At 51.3% G+C, this 17,659-nt stretch carries 12 protein-coding genes; 6 read left to right on the forward strand and 6 right to left on the reverse strand.

The window, feature by feature from the left end; all coding sequences use genetic code 11:
* Window positions 1–367: 367 nt before the first annotated feature.
* Both WC659_05035 and rpoC read left to right on the forward strand, forming a co-directional pair.
* On the forward strand, window positions 368–3,751 hold the full coding sequence (locus WC659_05035; protein MFA4873270.1) for a DNA-directed RNA polymerase subunit beta: 3,384 nt from the start codon (window positions 368–370) through the stop codon (window positions 3,749–3,751).
* 105 nt (window positions 3,752–3,856) lie between these two features.
* The gene (rpoC, locus tag WC659_05040) at window positions 3,857–7,717 is read left to right on the forward strand and encodes a DNA-directed RNA polymerase subunit beta' (GenBank protein MFA4873271.1); all 3,861 of its coding nucleotides are present in this window, start codon (window positions 3,857–3,859) and stop codon (window positions 7,715–7,717) included.
* Between the two features lie 92 nt (window positions 7,718–7,809).
* Here rpoC and WC659_05045 read toward each other — a convergent pair whose 3' ends face one another.
* The gene (locus WC659_05045) at window positions 7,810–8,451 is read right to left on the reverse strand and encodes an amino acid ABC transporter permease (GenBank protein MFA4873272.1); all 642 of its coding nucleotides are present in this window, start codon (window positions 8,449–8,451) and stop codon (window positions 7,810–7,812) included.
* 14 nt (window positions 8,452–8,465) lie between these two features.
* Window positions 8,466–9,275 carry an ABC transporter substrate-binding protein gene (locus WC659_05050; GenBank protein ID MFA4873273.1) on the reverse strand — a complete coding sequence of 270 codons (810 nt, stop codon included), beginning with the start codon at window positions 9,273–9,275 and terminating at the stop codon, window positions 8,466–8,468.
* Window positions 9,276–9,477: 202 nt separating this feature from the next.
* Between WC659_05050 and WC659_05055 the strand changes: the two genes are divergently transcribed.
* From WC659_05055 to recA, 4 genes are all read left to right on the forward strand, one after another.
* Window positions 9,478–10,269, forward strand: a complete 792-nt coding sequence (locus WC659_05055) for a helix-turn-helix domain-containing protein (GenBank protein MFA4873274.1) — start codon at window positions 9,478–9,480, stop codon at window positions 10,267–10,269.
* Between the two features lie 559 nt (window positions 10,270–10,828).
* Window positions 10,829–13,096, forward strand: coding sequence for a DNA translocase FtsK 4TM domain-containing protein (locus WC659_05060; protein ID MFA4873275.1), 2,268 nt, complete (start codon window positions 10,829–10,831; stop codon window positions 13,094–13,096).
* 446 nt (window positions 13,097–13,542) lie between these two features.
* Entirely contained in the window at window positions 13,543–14,241 is a 699-nt protein-coding gene (locus WC659_05065) for a helix-turn-helix domain-containing protein (GenBank protein MFA4873276.1), read from the forward strand.
* 36 nt (window positions 14,242–14,277) lie between these two features.
* The gene (recA, locus tag WC659_05070) at window positions 14,278–15,351 is read left to right on the forward strand and encodes a recombinase RecA (GenBank protein ID MFA4873277.1); all 1,074 of its coding nucleotides are present in this window, start codon (window positions 14,278–14,280) and stop codon (window positions 15,349–15,351) included.
* 91 nt (window positions 15,352–15,442) lie between these two features.
* On the opposite strand, the gene efp is transcribed toward recA, so the two are convergent.
* The 4 genes from efp to rpsF all read right to left on the reverse strand — a co-directional run bounded on the left by efp (window position 15,443) and on the right by rpsF (window position 17,503).
* Window positions 15,443–16,015, reverse strand: a complete 573-nt coding sequence (efp, locus tag WC659_05075) for an elongation factor P (GenBank protein MFA4873278.1) — start codon at window positions 16,013–16,015, stop codon at window positions 15,443–15,445.
* Window positions 16,016–16,120: 105 nt separating this feature from the next.
* A complete protein-coding gene (gene rpsR / locus WC659_05080; GenBank protein ID MFA4873279.1) occupies window positions 16,121–16,360 on the reverse strand; it encodes a 30S ribosomal protein S18 in 240 nt (79 codons plus the stop codon).
* Between the two features lie 171 nt (window positions 16,361–16,531).
* The gene (locus WC659_05085) at window positions 16,532–16,966 is read right to left on the reverse strand and encodes a single-stranded DNA-binding protein (protein MFA4873280.1); all 435 of its coding nucleotides are present in this window, start codon (window positions 16,964–16,966) and stop codon (window positions 16,532–16,534) included.
* A 102-nt stretch (window positions 16,967–17,068) separates the two neighbouring features.
* The gene (gene rpsF, locus WC659_05090; GenBank protein MFA4873281.1) at window positions 17,069–17,503 is read right to left on the reverse strand and encodes a 30S ribosomal protein S6; all 435 of its coding nucleotides are present in this window, start codon (window positions 17,501–17,503) and stop codon (window positions 17,069–17,071) included.
* Window positions 17,504–17,659: the final 156 nt, after the last annotated feature.

Here is a 17,659-nt window from a genome sequence, read left to right on the forward strand (position 1 = left end):
CAGTATGGTGACTCGCACTTTTGGTTTGAAGACCTTGCCTGCCGCCAGAGCTATCCACAGGGTTTGGGGCTCGTTATGCGGTGGAATCGGTTTTCATTTGGGGCTCATTATGTATTGTACAAGACTATAACTTGACAGGTTTTCGATAGTATTGTAGTCTCATACCATGCGAAATAACTGAATTGTAATAAGGAATGGAAACTGCCCTCCATTATTTTTTTGGATGTAGGCGGGTGTTTTTTTGGCTCAAAATACTCGAAAATACTCGAAAATAAATAGAATAGTGTAATTCCCGTGGATCGCACTATCAGTTTTGTAGTAAGAAAGCGCGATACGCCATAATCTTCTTCCCCATCGTCCTTTGGGCATGAGTGATTTTCCCCCCTCTCCACTTATTCACGATGGTCGACGGTATTTCCGTCCTCGCCTTCAGGCGCTCGAGCTTCCTGACCTCATTGAGATTCAGAAACGCTCGTATGCGTGGTTTTTGAAGGAAGGATTGCGCGAGCTCTTCGATGAAATTTCTCCCATTGAGGATTTCATCGGGCGCGATCTCGAACTGTCGTTCCTGGATTATTATCTCGACGAACCAAAATTCGACGAGCGGGTGGCGCGCGCGCGCAACGCGACGTATGAAGCCCCCTTAAGAGTGCAGACGCAGCTGTTGAATAAGCGGACGGGAGAGAAGCGCGAGCAGGAGATCTACCTCGGCGATTTCCCCATCATGACCGATCGCGGCACCTTTGTGGTGAACGGCATTGAGCGCGTAGTCGTATCCCAGCTCATCCGTTCCGCAGGGGTGTTTTTTACTTCCGAATATTTCCGCGGACGGCGGTGGTACGGCGCGAAAATCATTCCCAACCGCGGCGCGTGGCTTGAAATCGAGACCGCGCCCTCTGGCGTGATTTCCGTCAAGATTGACCGGAAGAGAAAGGTGCCCGTCTCGTCCCTCTTCCGCGCGTTCGGCATGGGCAATGACGAAGAAATTTTGGCGTACTTCAAAGAGGTTGATACTGATCCCGAATTAAGCTACATGGGCATCACCGTGGCAAAAGATATTGCGCACAGCGAAGGGGAAGGCCTTCGTGAGGTGTATAAGCGCATCCGTCCAGGAGACTTAGCTACCCTTGATAACGCGAAGTCGCTCATTTACGCCACCTTTTTCAACTTTGAGCGGTATGATTTCGGAAACGTCGGCAGATACAAGCTGAATCAGCGGTTTAAGAGAAATTGGCCCTTGAATAAGGAGCACCGCGTGTTCAAGCGTGAAGACCTCATCGATATCGTGCGTGAGGTGGTGCGCCTCAATGTGAGCCAAGCGGAACCTGATGACATTGATCACCTTGGCAATCGGCGCGTGCGCGCCATCGGTGAATTGGTGCAAAACCGTTTTCGCGTAGGACTCATGCGGATGGAGCGCATTGTGCGCGACCGCATGTCTACGCTGGATATCGCCACGATTACGCCAGGGCAGCTCACCAATGCGCGGCCGGTGATCGGCGCCATCAAAGAATTTTTCATGAGTTCGCAGCTTTCGCAGTTCATGGACCAGACCAACCCCTTAGCAGAGCTTGAACACAAGCGCAGGCTGTCTGCGATGGGGCCGGGAGGGCTTTCTCGTGAGCGCGCGGGATTCGAGGTGCGGGATGTCCATCGCACGCACTACGGCCGCATCTGCCCCATCTCAACTCCTGAAGGGCCGAACATTGGCTTGGTGGGCCACCTTGCGAGCTATGCGCGGGTGAATGAGTATGGATTTATTGAGACGCCATTCCTTCGCGTGAAACATGAAGTGGAAAATCGCACGGATGAGACTGATGGGGAGATCGCGCAGGAAGACTTCATCAACCCTGCTTCCGGTTCCGCGGTGGTATCCAAGGGTGACCAGATTACTCATGAGCGCGCGCTTCAGCTCGCGGGTATTATAGAAATAAAGAAAGTAAAGATGAAGCCTCGGGTAACCAATCAAATTGTATGGCTTGATGCATTTTCTGAAGAACGGTATATCACCGTCGCGGCCACCGCGCCGCACGACGAGCAGGGCTATTTCCTCGCAGAACGCTGCGAAGTGCGCCAAGGAGGGAAGCCTACCATTGAACCAGTCGAGCGGATTAATTATATGGATGTGGCACCGAATCAGATCGTCTCCATAGCGACCTCCCTTATACCATTTCTTGAGCATGACGATGCGGTGCGCGCGCTCATGGGCACCAATATGCAGCGCCAATCAGTGCCGTGCGTCCGCCCTGAATCTCCGCTGGTGGGCACAGGGGTAGAGCGGCGGGCAGCGCAGGATTCAGGCCATGTGATTGTGAGCTCGGTGGAGGGAACGGTAAAGACAGTGCGGGGAGATTTTGTCGCCATTGAGGGCAAAGACGGGAAACTGTATGAATATCCCTTAAGGAAGTTTGTGCGCTCCAACGCCTCCACCTGCCTCAATCAGCGCCCTTTGGTGAACCCGGGGGAGACCGTGACGAAGGGGACCGTGATCGCGGACGGCGCCGCGTCTGACCATGGGGATCTGGCGCTTGGGTCAAACCTTCTTGTCGCATTCATGATTTGGGAAGGCGGAAATTATGAAGATGCCATCCTTATTTCCGAGCGTGTCGTGGAGAAGGACCGTTATACGTCCATTCATATTGAAGACTATGTCATCGACGTGCGGGAAACGAAACTGGGGCCGGAAGTGGTCACGCGCGATATCCCGAACGTGGGCGAGGAAAAGCTTAAAGATCTTGATGAACGCGGCATCGTGCGTATAGGCGCCCAGGTGTCATCCGGGGACATCCTCGTGGGGAAAATCACTCCCAAAGGGGAAACGGAGCTCTCGGCGGAGGAGCGGCTGCTGCGCGCCATATTCGGCGAGAAAGCAAAAGAAGTGAGGGACTCGTCGCTCTATCTGGAGCATGGCGAACACGGCAAGGTGGTGGACGTGAAGATATTTTCCCGCAACGAAGGCGATAAATTGCCCTCAGGCGTCATTGAGCAGATTCAAGTGTCGGTGGCGCGGTTAAGGAAGGTGCAGGTAGGCGATAAAATGGCGGGGCGCCACGGCAATAAGGGCGTAATCTCGCGCATCGTGCCCGTGGAAGACATGCCTTACCTTGAGGACGGCACGCCCGTGGACATTATCCTGAATCCTTTGGGCGTGGCGTCGCGCATGAACATCGGGCAGATTCTCGAGACGCACCTTGGGCTCGCCGCACATGCACTCGGCTACAAGGTGGCGACGCCTCCGTTCCATGGCGTGCCTGAAGAATATATCAAGGATGAGCTTGAGAAGGCAGGGTACCGGAGAGACGGGAAGATGACGCTCTATGACGGCAGAAGCGGCAATCCATTCGACCTTTCGGTCACGGTCGGCTATATCTATATAATGAAGCTTAACCATTTGGTGGAAGACAAAATACACCAGCGCTCCATAGGCCCGTATTCGCTGGTCACGCAGCAGCCCCTGGGAGGGAAAGCGCAATTCGGCGGCCAGCGATTTGGGGAAATGGAAGTGTGGGCGCTTGAAGCATACGGCGCCGCGCATATGCTCCAGGAGATGCTCACCATTAAATCTGACGACGTGGTGGGCCGCTCGAAAGCGTATGAGTCTATTATCAAGGGCGAGCCTATCAGGCGCCTCAACGTGCCGGAGTCATTCAACGTACTCATTAGGGAGCTCAAAGGCCTCTGCTTGGATGTGGAATTATTGAAAGAAGGCAATGTGGTGGCAAACGAGGTGGGAGGAGAGAAACGGTCATAACAAACAACAATCCAAAACCCAAAATGTAAAAACCAAAATGATACGCCAAAATTTTCAATTTTACATTTTCATTTTGGAGTTTGGATTTTGCATTTTGATTCTCTTATGATGTTTGAAGAACAACACCCCTCTACTGATTTTGACGCGATACGCCTGCGCCTCGCCAGCCCTGAGGTGATGAGGAAGTGGTCCTATGGAGAGGTGACGAAACCAGAAACCATCAACTACCGCACGCAGAAGCCGGAGAAGGATGGTTTGTTTGACGAGCGCATTTTCGGCCCCACGAAAGATTGGGAGTGTTACTGCGGGAAGTACAAACGTATCCGCTACAAGGGCATCGTATGCGATAAGTGCGGCGTCGAGGTGACGCGCGCGGTCGTGCGCCGGGAGAGGATGGGTCATATAAACCTTGCCGCGCCCGTCACCCATATTTGGTTCTTACGGAGCGTCCCGTCCAATATCGGGCTCATGCTTGACCTCTCGGTGCAGGAGCTTGAGAAGGTAGTGTACTTTGCAAATTTCATCGTGCTCAAGGTGAATGAGGAGTTGAGGCAGGCAACCCTTCAGCAAGTCCAGGATGAGCACAAGACGAGGAAGAAGGAGATTGAGCGGGAGTGGGAACAAACGCACAGCGCTCTCATGGCGGATAAAAACGCGAGCGGCGTCAGCGAGCGTGTGGTCCAGCTCCAGCGGCAAAAGGAAGAGCGTCTTAAGGAGCTGGAGAGCGCCGTAATACTTGCGCGTAAGGAAATCACCGAATTGAAACCGCTCATGACCATGTCGGAGTCGCAGTACCAGGATTTGGCGCTGAAGTACGGCCATGTATTTGAAGCGGGGATTGGCGCGGAAGCAGTCTACGAACTACTCAAGAGCATCGACCTTGCCGCGCTCGTGCGCGAGCTTGAGGATGAAGCGCATGAAGTGGTGGCGTCAAAACAGAAAAGGGTTTTAAAGCGGCTGAAGCTCACGAAAACATTTCTCCTCAATGGGATACGCCCGGAATGGCTGGTGCTTACCGTCGTGCCTGTAGTACCTCCTGATTTGCGTCCGATGGTGCAGCTTGATGGAGGGCGTTTCGCCGCGTCCGACTTGAATGACCTCTACCGCCGCGTCATCAACCGCAATAATCGCCTGAAGCGCCTACTGGAACTTAATGCGCCTGAGGTGATTACCAGGAATGAAAAACGCATGTTGCAGGAAGCAGTGGACGCTTTGATTGACAACAGCGCGCGCCACGGCAAAACCGTCACCGCGTCCACCGGGCAGAAGAGGATGCTCAAATCCCTTGCCGATATTTTGAAGGGGAAACAAGGGCGTTTCCGCCAGAACCTGTTGGGGAAGCGCGTGGACTATTCCGGACGTTCGGTCATCGTGGTGGGGCCGCATCTTTTACTCCACCAATGCGGGCTCCCTAAGAGAATGGCGCTCGAACTTTTCAAGCCGTTCGTGATTGCGAAGCTCATCGCGGGAGAATACGTCCATAACGTGCGTTCTGCCAACCGGTTTATCGAATCCGGGCGGAGCGAAGTGTGGGATATTCTTGAAGAGGTGACGAAAAATTCCCACGTCTTGCTCAACCGCGCGCCCACCCTGCACCGGTTGGGAATCGAGGCGTTTCAGCCGATCCTTATTGAAGGGAAAGCAATTCAGGTCCACCCTCTGGTGTGCCCTCCTTTCAACGCGGATTTCGACGGAGACCAGATGGCGGTGCATGTGCCGCTCACGGAAGAGGCAAAAAAAGAAGCGCGGGAGTTGATGCTCGCGTCCCGTAATATTTTAAAACCCGCGACAGGCGATCCCGTGATGGCTCCCCAGCAAGATCTCGTCTTGGGCTGTTTCTATCTTTCAACGTTTACGCGCGAGTCCTCTGAACTTCCCCAAACCGCATTAAAAAAGTTTTTCAATTCGGACGAGGCACTTACCGCATATGAAGTGGGCAGTATCCGTTTGCGCGAGCGGATACTGGTGCGCTACAGAGGCGCGCTCCTTGATACTTCAGTGGGCCGCATCATATTCAATGAGACGCTTCCCGAACAACTGCGGTTCGTGAACGAGGTGCTGGACAAGTCGAGATTGCGCTCACTTATCGCAAGGAACGTGGAGCACTTTGGCATTGAACCGACCGCACTGCTGTTAGACGAGATAAAGCGACTTTCTCTTGAGTATCTCACTATGTCAGGCATCTCTTGGGGCATGGATGACCTGCCGAAACTTCCTGAAAAAGATGCGATTGTTGCGAGCGCGGATAAGGAGGTGGATGAGGTGGAATCCATGTATGAACAAGGGTTACTTACTGATGACGAGCGCCATACCAAAGTGATTGAGATTTGGGCGCGGGTGAAAGATGAAGTGACGAAAATATCCAAAAAAAGCCTTGACCGCAACGGTTCGGTCTATGCGATGATCGAGTCAGGCGCGCGCGGCAGCTGGGCGCAGATTACGCAAATGATGGGTATGAAAGGGAACGTGGCAAACCCCGCCGGTGATCTCATTGAATTGCCGGTCAAAGCAAGTTTCAAAGAAGGCCTTGAGGTGCTTGAATATTTCATATCCACCCACGGCGCGCGCAAAGGCTTGTCTGATACCGCATTAAGGACTGCCAATGCGGGCTATCTGACGCGGCGCTTGATTGATGTGTCCCAGGATGTGGTTATCTTGGAGGAGGACTGTGGCGACACTGAAGGACTTGCCATTACCAAGGAAGACAGCGAGGAGATGGGAGAGACTATTGCAGCGCGGGTACGGGGCAGGAAATTAGCTGCGGCGATAAAGGAACCCTCCACCAAGAAGGTGATTGCCAAAAAAGGGGAGACCGTGACTGATGAGCTTGCGCGGCAGATTGAATCTCTCAACTTGGACTTGGTGAAGATACGGTCCGCGCTCTCGTGCAAGACGCTTCGGGGTTTATGTGCCGCCTGTTATGGATGGGATTTGGGATACAATAAAGATGTTGCGAAGGGGACTGCCGTGGGTATTATCGCTGCGCAGTCCATAGGAGAGCCTGGCACCCAGCTCACTATGCGCACGTTCCATACGGGCGGTGTGGCCGGATCAGATATCACTCAAGGTCTCCCTCGTGTGGAGGAGCTTTTTGAAGCGCGTCCGGTGAAACGCCCCGCGCTCATGGCGCCCATTGAAGGCACGGTCGCGATTGGAGACGCGGCATCTGTGCCGGGGCAGGGGGGCAGGCAGCGCATCATTACCATAACCGGCAAGGAACTGCATGAGGAAAAAATTGAAATTGGTCCTGCCGACCTTGACCAGCTTCTCGTGAAGGACGGGGAGAAGGTGAAGCGCAATGCAGTGCTTCTTGAAACTGCTACCAAGAAGGTCATTGCCCCCATCGCAGGGGTCGTGGAAGTGCGCGAGGGTGAAGGCGGGCGGCTCTTGCTTATTATCAAGACGGAGCGCGACGCCACTAAAGAGCTTATTGTCCCTGCGGGGATAGGGCTCTGGGTTCGCGAAGGCGACACTGTGGAACGCGGAGACCAGTTGACGGAAGGGTCGCTTGATTTGCATGAGCTTTTTGCCTTAAAAGGCAAAGAAGCGGTGCAAAAATATGTGATCAAAGAGATTCAGTATATCTATTCTTCGCAGGGGCAGAAGCTCAACGATAAACATATCGAGATCATCGTGCGCCAGATATTCTCCCGCGTGTATATTATGAGCGCAGGCGATAGCGAATTCCTGCCCGGGGAAGTGGTGGAATTATCGGAGTTTGAGTCAATGAACAGGGATATTATCGCGCGCGGCAAGAAGCCTGCGACCAGCAAACAGCTGCTCTTAGGCATCACCAAGTCATCGCTCTCGACTTCCTCATTCCTCTCTGCCGCGTCGTTCCAGGAAACCGCGCGCGTGCTCATTGACGCGGCGGTGTCAGGCAAGGTGGATCACTTGAGGGGCCTCAAAGAAAATGTCATCATCGGCCGGCTCATCCCCGCAGGCACCGGGTTCAGGAAGACGTAGTCAAGATTATTTCAACCTTACAACATACACTTTACACCAATTTGAAAAGCTGTTATCAGGATGTTACCTAATAACAGCTTTTTTGAGTGTCTTTAACCTTCGGTTAGTTTCCTCTCGATTCGCTTCCCCACTAACTCAAGAGGAAGAATGATAATGAGGTACATTGTGGCAAGCGCCGTATATACCTCCATCGGCCGAAAGGTTTCGGCGTTTATGCTCGCCGCTCGATTCACCAGCTCTCCCACCCCAATCACCGAGGCGAGCGAGGTGAGTTTGATGGACGTAATCCACTCGCCCATCAAGTTGGGCAACATATTTCTAACAGCTTGTGGCAAGATAATATGCCACATCGTCTGCCACCACGTCGCCCCTTCCATTGCGGCCGCTTCGATCTGATTCCTCGGGATAGTTTCGATCCCTGCCCTAATGTTCTCTGCCGCATATGCAGCTAGGTTCAGAGCGAGGGCAATGACGGCAGAGATAAATGCCGTCCAAAACGGGACCTGATAATAAATCCCAAGGATCAATACTAGTGCAGGTATCGCTCGGAACACCACAATATAGATGCCTGCCAGGGTTCGCAATATGGGATTGCGAGATTTCCTGGCAAGCGCGAGCGCAGCTCCGAGTATAGTGCCGAATACGACCGTTAAGACAGATAATGCAGCAGTCATGAACGCACCATAGAGAAACGCCTCTCGATACCGCCAGAAAATACTCCAATCCCATACCATTACAATCACCTCCTTTACTTGTGAACTACACGGATGCCGTATTTTGCTTCAAGCATCCGAACTACTCCCTTCTCAACCAACAAATCAATATGAACTTGTAAAAAGCCTCTCCACTCATCATCCCCCTTTCTCACTGCCCAAGCGGCAGCGGTGAGACCGAACGGGTTTTCGGCAAAAGGATTCACAACCTCATTGGCGTGGGCTTTAACAAAAAGGTCAATCACGTCTGTCCCCCCAATGGCGACATCAGCTCTTCCCGAAAGAACTTCAAGAGCGAATCGTGTGACGTCTGCCGACTCCACAGCTATGCGCTTAATTTTGGCATGAGGTAAGTGTTGCGCTACCCACGGATCTGCGGCTTCCCCTGTAGCAACAATAATGTCGCATTCAGACGTGTCGAAATCAGCAACGTCGGTGATGCCCGCAAATCTCGCATTATCTTTTCTGACGATTGCGCCGTACCCCATATAAAACCAAGGGCTAGTGAAGTCGACGACCTTAAGACGCGACTCAGTGATGTAGAGCTCCGCCGCGACGACGTCACTCCGATGTGACGTCAGGGTTGTAACGGCAGTCCCCCAAGTGGCCTCATTCCAATGGACACGAGCTCCTATATGGGAGGCAAGACTGTCCATTAGCTCGATCATGTAGCCCGAACGAATACCCGTGATTGGGTCTTTGATCGAGAACGGTGGATTGACCACCGTCGTTGCCCTAATAACGCAGGTTCGACGAACCCTTTGTAAGGTAGGTCCTTCCTGCTTCTGGCACGCACTAAAGATAAGTGTCACGCCAAACAGCATCAAGTAAATATTCCGTTTCATGGTTTACTCCTCTCTAAGTTAGGTTGTCAAAAAGCAATGTAATTTATATTAAACGTGGAAGTATATAGGAAATAATACGATTTGTCAAGATTGTGTATACACTAATATAATACTTTACAAGGCTTATTTTTTGATATATAATTAAATTGTCGAAGATTATTTACAACATGGTTCGACAAATTCACCATGACAATTATGAAATATGCCTGAAATTAGCCAACTCCTCTCCCAACTCGGCCTTGGAGAAAAAGAAGTGAAGGTATTCTTAGGTCTCGTTAAGCTTGGTTCCTCAACCGTGAGCGAGATTGCAGACGAAGCGAAAATCACTCGCACCCATGTTTACGAACTGGCGGAGTCTCTCAAGAAGAAAGGACTCCTCACGCTCTCTGGCACTGCAGGAATCCGTAAATATGAAGCGCTTGATCATGCCGGTCTCTTAGCCTTTATTTCCCATAAACAAAAAGAGCTCCAAGAGCTCGAAAAATCGCTTGCTCATGCGGCCAATCAGTTTAATTCCTTGCAGAAAGGTGGAAAATTAAAGACCAAAGTCCGTTTCTTTGAAGGAGTAAAAGGGATTGAAGCGATTTATCATGAAGTAAAACGCGACTGTAACGCCATGGCGCCTGGCTATGACCTTTTGGTGATATTCTCACCCGGACGAGTGGAAAAGCTTATGCCAGGATGGTTCAAGAAAGAACTTTATTTTGACGAGCCAGGCATGAGAAAACGCGGCATTCTCGCAGACACGGAATTTACGAAACATTTCATTGAAAAGTTGAAAACAAGTAAATATGAACAGCACTATAAAATTTGGCCAAAAGAAAGAGGTGAATTTCCTACTGATACTGTCAGTTGGTCAAACAAAATGTTCCTCATCGATCTCATCGACTACCCATCCGGCATTATCATAGAAGACGCAGCCATCGTGAAGTCGTTTAAGATGTGGTTCGACCTCATGTGGGAGCAATTGCCATTAAGCGTGACCATTCCATGATTCAGTGTGGAGTTTCATCGCAAGCGTTGGCTTTAGGATGATGTGGTCATATAATAAGCTGTCGGTGAACGAAGTGAGAACAATTAATATTCAATATAACGCTATTGATAGAATCGATAGCGTTTTTTTCTGTTTTCACGATCACCGTGCGATAGATAGCAGACCTCTTTATCCTTGGCATTATTTCCTCTGTTTCCGCAACCCCCTTAAACCCGCATTTACCTGGTAGATGCGGGTTTTGTCTTGGGTATTTTACTGAAGTGCCTGTCTAGAACAACTCCTGCATAAAAATGCGAAATTATGATATACTAACAGCATTCATGTAACAGAATTTCAATCCTTCTGCGTTATTCTGCGTGTAAATCTGCGTTCTTCCGCTTCTATTGGTATAGAAGCAGACCCGCCTGCCAACGCCTATAGACATAGGCAGAATGCAGTATGATTATAGGCCTAGAGTAACGGTCGTATCTCATTTCAGGGAATAGGCAATGGCGGGCGGGTATACGCTGATGGTGACGCAGATGTACGCAGAAGTAACTGAAGTACTAAGCTGATTATTATGGCTAGATATTATCGTGAAGAGCGCCCTCGAATTCCGCGCATGCGGGAAAGAGAGCCTATGTCGCCCGAGACAAAGCGCGCGCTTGGTATTATTTTTTTATTTGCGCTCGGGATCCTTTCCGTGCTCGCTTTTTTTGATCTCGCTGGGCCGGTAGGAAACACCTGGCGGCTATTTTTGGCTACTTTTTTTGGGCGCGTGGATGTGCTTGTGCCCCTGCTCTTGCTTACGGTTGCCATGCATACGCTCTTTCCGGAAAGATTCGCAGTGAAGCGGGGACAGTGGTGGGGGGTGGCGTTTCTTATGGTGGCGCTCATCGGATTGTTTCATCTGCGCATATCCCCGGAAGACGCGCTTGCGGTAATAGGCGAGGAGCGCGGCGGTGGATACCTCGGACTCTTGGTGTCTTATCCTCTGCGGCAGGTCGCGGGCATCTGGGGCGCGTTGGTCATCCTTTTTGCGTTTGGGCTTGCAGGCCTTATCTTAATGTTTGAAACGAGCATCACGGGCTTGCTTGCGCCGACGCGGTGGGGTATGCGCGTGATTGCGTGGGTGCGGGACAGGATGCGCAAGGTGGCAAACCTTTGGCACGGGCGATTCGGCAGAGAAGATGAAGAAGAGAACGAGGAAGTAATGTTTCATAGGCAGGATATAGAGGACGGAGAAGAAGAGTTTTCCCACGAGGCGCCAATGTCTCTTAATGCGGAAGAAGGCGCGGCAATGGGCGCTCTTCCTATGAGAGAGTTTGATGTGCACACGGTACCGCGGCCGCTCTTTCCTGTGCCGCGCCGCAGAAAGAAAGTGGATATTCCCTTCGAACTCTTAACCGGCAAAGCAGGCAAGCCCACATCGGGCGACATTAGCGCGAATCAGGAGACTATTAGGAAGACGTTTGCGAACTTCGGCATTGAAGTGGAAATGGGAGAGGTATCCGTGGGACCCACCGTCACGCAGTTTACGCTGCGGCCTGCGGAAGGGGTGAAGGTATCCCAAATCACCAGCCTTTCCAATGATATAGCCTTGGCGCTCGCTGCCCATCCTATCAGGATTGAAGCGCCTATCCCTGGGAAGTCATTGGTGGGCATTGAGGTGCCTAACCAGCAGGTGGCTATCGTGCCGCTCCGAGAGGTTCTCTTAAGCGATGAGTTCAGGAAACGCAATAGTTCGCTTACCATAGCAATTGGTAAAGATGTCGCCGGCAAGCCGTGGCTGGCGGATGTAGGGAGAATGCCGCACTTGCTCATAGCTGGCGCAACCGGATCAGGGAAATCGGTAATGATCAATAGCTGTATCATCAGCCTGCTCTATCAGAACCAGCCTGATGACCTTCGGTTTATCTTGGTGGACCCGAAGCGGGTGGAGCTTACGGTGTATAACGGCCTCCCGCATTTGCTCACGCCAGTCGTCACTGAAGTGGACCGGACCATCAATGCCCTGCGGTGGGTAGTGGGAGAAATGGACCGCAGGTTCCAGCTGCTTTCGGAAACGGGAAAGAGGAATATTGAAATGTACAACAGTAATGGCGGCGAGCGCCTGCCCTACATCGTGGTGGTGATCGATGAATTGGCGGATCTTATGTCAGTGGCGGCGGCTGAAGTGGAAGCGGCCATTATACGTCTTGCGCAGATGGCGCGCGCGGTCGGCATTCATCTCATCGTCGCGACCCAGCGGCCTTCGGTAGATATCATTACCGGCCTCATTAAGGCGAATATTACCTCACGGATCGCGTTTGCCGTGGCGTCTGCGGTGGACTCGCGCACTATCCTTGACATAAGCGGCGCGGAGAAACTTCTGGGTAGAGGCGATCTGCTCTTTACCACCGCCGAGCTTTCAAAGCCGCGCCGTCTGCAAGGCGCCTATGTGTCTGATGAAGAAATAGAGCGGGTGGTCGCGTATTGGAAAGAGAAAGGTGGAGAGCCTTCTTATGACGAGGAGATTTTAGAGAAGCGCTCTACGGCGCAAGAGTATCTCGAGGGGGAGGGAGAGGGCGATATGCGCTTAGCGGAAGCCCGGGAGCTGGTAGTGCGCGCGGGAAAAGCGTCCGCGTCATTCCTCCAGCGCAGGATGAGCGTGGGATACGCGCGGGCCGCGAGGCTTCTTGATCTGTTGGAAGAAGAAGGCGCCATCGGTCCTGGCGACGGGGCAAAACCCAGAGACGTGCTGGTCACGATTGAAGATTTGCATACGCGGGAATTTACCCCTGAACCAAGGGAGGAAAAAATGGATCAGAATTCCGATAACATTCCTCAAGAAGAAGATGAGGAATAATACTCTCGCTTTTGAGGTAGTATAACTGTCCATTCAAGTTCTTTCCCGCTCAGGAATACACAATTTTTCTGCGGACGCGACCTAGCGTCCCTCGCGCCTAAATCCTCGAAAAATTGGTATTCCCTCACTTCTCGGTTTAAATAAGACAAAGCAGATAAGGTGGGGCATTGACAGTAAGTGTCGCAGTAGGGTATAAGGAGGAGAACTAAGAATACTATGCCCCGCAATACAACATCCAAGAGGGAGGCAGATATCCCTGTGCAGAGAAAGGGTGTGATATAAGGGAATTCGTATGTGTGCATTGAGAGGCACATTTATAGCCTCCCTCATCAATCGCCAAACGTTATCTTCAAACTTTGTTATGAATCGCTACTCCAAGGTCGCATTCAATCTAGGTGTTAGTACCATGCCAGACGCGTTTGGCGTGGGATGTTGATATACGGGGTATGAAAATATTTCGTGCGAAAGCAATTAAGCAGAAAGAGACGATTGGGGAAATACTTATGCGTGCGCGGGAAAGGGCGCATCTCACGCGCGCGCAAGCAGCCCTTGCGGTGGGCGTGCAAGAGCATTATCTGGTGGCGCTTGAAGAGAACCGATGGCACGACCTTCCAGGAGTCCTTTATGTGCGGCGTTACCTTGAGCAATATGCGAAGTATTTAGGGGTGGTACCCAAGACGCTTCTGGCACAATTAAAAACTCAGCTCATCCATGACCATTGGAGCAGTGCGCCCAAACCTCAAAGCTGTACCCGCGCGCATTTAGTCGTGTGGCCGCAGCGGCTGCGGCGCATCGCTATGGCCGCAGTACTCCTTGCCATAGTCGGGTACCTCGGCATGCAGTTGATAGCACTCACCAACCCGCCTCCGCTTGCCGTTGATTATCCGCCTGACGGATTCGTCACTCATCTTGAATCCATCACCGTATCAGGCAGCACGGAACCAGAAGCGCGTCTCATGGTTAATAATGAGGCGGTCACGGTGCGCGCTGACGGGACTTTTTCTGTTTCCCTTACTCTCGCGAAAGGGGTAAACTATATACATCTTTCGGTGGCACGGCGTTTTGGCAGGGAGAGGATTTTGGAACGCCGTGTCGTGCGCGATGGCGCCACAGGAATGAGAGTACGCCAAAGTGCGGCGCCATAATTCTTGAAACATACCTTATTATAATTTTCAGTGTCTATGCCTAAAATAAAAACTTCAAGTACTGACCGGTCTAAGGGCGCGGAAGCGGCGATCCATGAGATAAAAGAACGGTTTGGCGAGGGTGCGATAATGCGTTTTGGCGAGGCGCGCGCCAAGGAAGTGCCGGCAGTGTCCACCGATTGCCTTTCATTGGATATTGCGCTGGGGGTGGGCGGCGTGCCGCGCGGAAGAATTATCGAAATTTTTGGGCCCGAAGCTTCAGGCAAGACGACGCTGGCTCAGCATATCGTGGCAGAGGTGCAGCGGTTAGGCGGTATTGCCGCTTTTGTGGATGCGGAGCATGCGCTCGACCCAGAATATGCGCGCAAAATCGGAGTAAACGTGGACGAACTCTTAATTTCCCAGCCTGACACCGGCGAGCAAGCGCTTGATATCGTGGAAACGCTCGTGCGCTCGAATTCCGTGGACATCATAGTGATCGATTCTGTCGCGGCGCTCACGCCCAAGGCGGAAATCGAAGGAGAGATGGGCCAACAGCATATGGGACTGCAGGCGCGGCTTATGTCCCAGGCTTTGAGGAAGCTCACGGCGATTGTGTCAAAGTCAAACACGATCGTCATTTTTATCAACCAAATCCGTTTGAAGATAGGCGTATTTTTCGGCAATCCCGAAACCACGACCGGCGGGACTGCGCTTAAATTTTATTCTTCCGTGCGCATCGAGGTGCGGCGTTCTGCGCAGCTCAAGTCTCAAGAGCGCATCATAGGCCATCGCACGAAAGCGAAGGTGGTGAAAAATAAAGTGGCTGCCCCTTTCCGAACTTGCGAGTTTGACATCATGTTTAATGAAGGGATTTCGATCGCAGGAGACACGCTCGATACCGGGCTCCAATTCGGCGTGGTCGAGAAATCAGGCAATTCTTATGTATTCGGAGAAGAAAAGCTGGGGGTCGGTCACGAGGTCGCGCGGAAATTCTTGAAAGACCATCAGGAAATCCTGAAAGCGATTAAGGCGCGCGTGTGGGAAAAGGTGCGCGAGAAAGAGGCGGCAGAGGCGCAAGAAGGCATGACCGCAACCCCTGCGGGCGAGGAAGAGGAGGCGGGGAGGTAGTCGAGTTCAACTGTTTTTCAGTTTATCAGTTTTCAGTTAGAAAAAAATCGCCCCGCAAATGCGGGGCGGTATATATTTGCGCTTGTAGGGTTCAGGTGACCCGTTCGGTGTATTCTCCGGTATCGGTGTTGATGCGGATGAGGTCGCCTTCTTTTACGAAGAGCGGGGTGCGAATGGTGGCGCCGGTTTCGAGCGTCACTTCTTTGGTGACATTTCCTGACGCGGTGTCCCCTTTAACCGCGGCGTCGGCTTCCGTGACACGGAGGTCGATTTTTTTCGGGAGCTGGACCGAGATGGGCATTTCATCAAAACGGAGCACTTCCACCTCCTGTCCTTCTTTCAGAAAATTTTTCCCCTCGCCTATTTCTGACGCATTGATAAAAAATTGGTCATACGTTTCCTGATCCATGAAGTAGTATTGGCTGTCTTGCGCATAGAGAAAAGTAGCCTTTTTGCGGGTAATGTCAGCTTCTTCCACGCGTTCGCCGGGCTTGAAGCTGTATTCAATCACTTTGCCGGAGCGGAGATTTTTCAATTTGGTCTGCATGACAGGCTTGCGCTGCTGCATGCGCATGAAAGACGCATCCATGACAATGCAGGGCTCGCCTTGATAATTAAGGACTATTCCTTTTTTGATGTCATTGAGGGAGGATAATACTGCCATATAAAAATTCCGCGTAGATCAGCGTCATTATCTGTGTTGATCTGCTTCTATTAGTGTAGAAGCGGAAGGACGCAGATAGTAACGCAGAAGAACGCAGAAAGTAATTTACTTAGTAAACGCAAACAATCCCATGATGCGTGCGCGCTTTATGGCACGCGCTACTTTGCGCTGATGAGTGGCGCACAAGCCCGATTTGCGCTTTGGCACAATCTTCGCAAAGTGCGACACAAAACGCTGAAGGGTCATTGCATCCTTATAGGATACGCTGTGGAGATTGTTGATGCAGAAGTAGCAGTGTTTCTCTACTGGCTGCGATTGCTGGCTGGGAGAAGAGGTGAAGGGCATATCTTAGTGTAAATCCTAAATTCTAAGCTCTAAAGCCTAAACTCACGCCTGAGGCGGATCCGCCTCAGGCGGAAAATTCAAAATTCAAAATGATCGAAATTTCAAACGTTTTGGATTTTGAACATTTGGATTTGGTATTTGTTTAGGATTTAGGTTTTAAAGTTTATCAATCTAGAATGGTATTTCTTCAACATTGATCACTGGTTCTTGGGGGGCGGCAGCAGCGGGAGACTGGTCTTCGAGGGGCGATGCGGAGGGTGCCGCATTTGACGGGGTAGTCTGCCGGTCGAGCATGATAAGGTTTTCCGCAACTATTTCAGTGCGATAGCGTTTCTGTTTTTGCTGATCTTCCCATTGACGCGTCTGTATGCGGCCTTCCACATACACTTTCGATCCTTTGCGGAGATACTGCCCGCAAATTTCCGCAAGCTTCCTCCATGCGACAATATTATGGTATTCCACTTTTTCTTGGCGGTTGCCGCTCGGATCAGTCCATCGCAGGTTGGTGGCGACCGAAAAGGTGGTGACCGGCGTGCCATCAGGCGTGGTGCGCGCTTCAGGGTCGCGCGTAAGGTTGCCGATAAGGAGCGCTTTATTGAGGTTCATACCCGCTTAAATTTTGCACCTATTACAGTGCATTATATTATGATAAAAAACGCTTAGTTTATTTCATCAAACCTTTTCATTCTCGCAAAACTTAGGCGGGCATTATGCTATTTCTTCAGAAATGAGTTCTTCTAGTTTCTTGTCAAGTTCTTCAAAGCTCACTTTTTCCGTGATCTTGGAAGCGGTGGTTGGCACAGGCATAGGAGCAGTGAAGCGGTGAGGCCGCGTCCTCCGTTTCCCTTTCTTACCCATCGTATGCTCTTCTTGCACGATTTGGTAACGGGTGATGGCGGTTTCAAGCGAGAGTACCTCCTTCAGTTTTGGCAACACTGATGCTTCTGCCTCGAAAATGATATTACCGTAGTAGCCATGGCGCTGGTTTTGGATAGGATACGCGAGTTTCCGCCGCCCCAGATTTTCATCGCGGATAATAGTCGCGTTGATAGATTTGAGATAATCGCTTATTTTATTCTTCACTTCATCACTGGGCGTTTCTTCGGTTTGCGAAGGGAGAATATAGAGGAGATCGTAGCGCATAGTTTATCTAAAATTTCATAACGGAGACCTCCCCTCGCGTGTCCCCTCCTTAGTAAGGAGGGGATGGGGTGGTTTCCAAAATTTAAACAATATTCTTTTTTAAGAGGTTCTTTGATTACCCTATCATAATCGTTAAGATTGGTCAAACGCAATCAC

Source organism: Patescibacteria group bacterium (genome assembly GCA_041645165.1).
Taxonomy (GTDB): Bacteria; Patescibacteriota; Patescibacteriia; order 2-02-FULL-49-11; family 2-02-FULL-49-11; genus 2-02-FULL-49-11.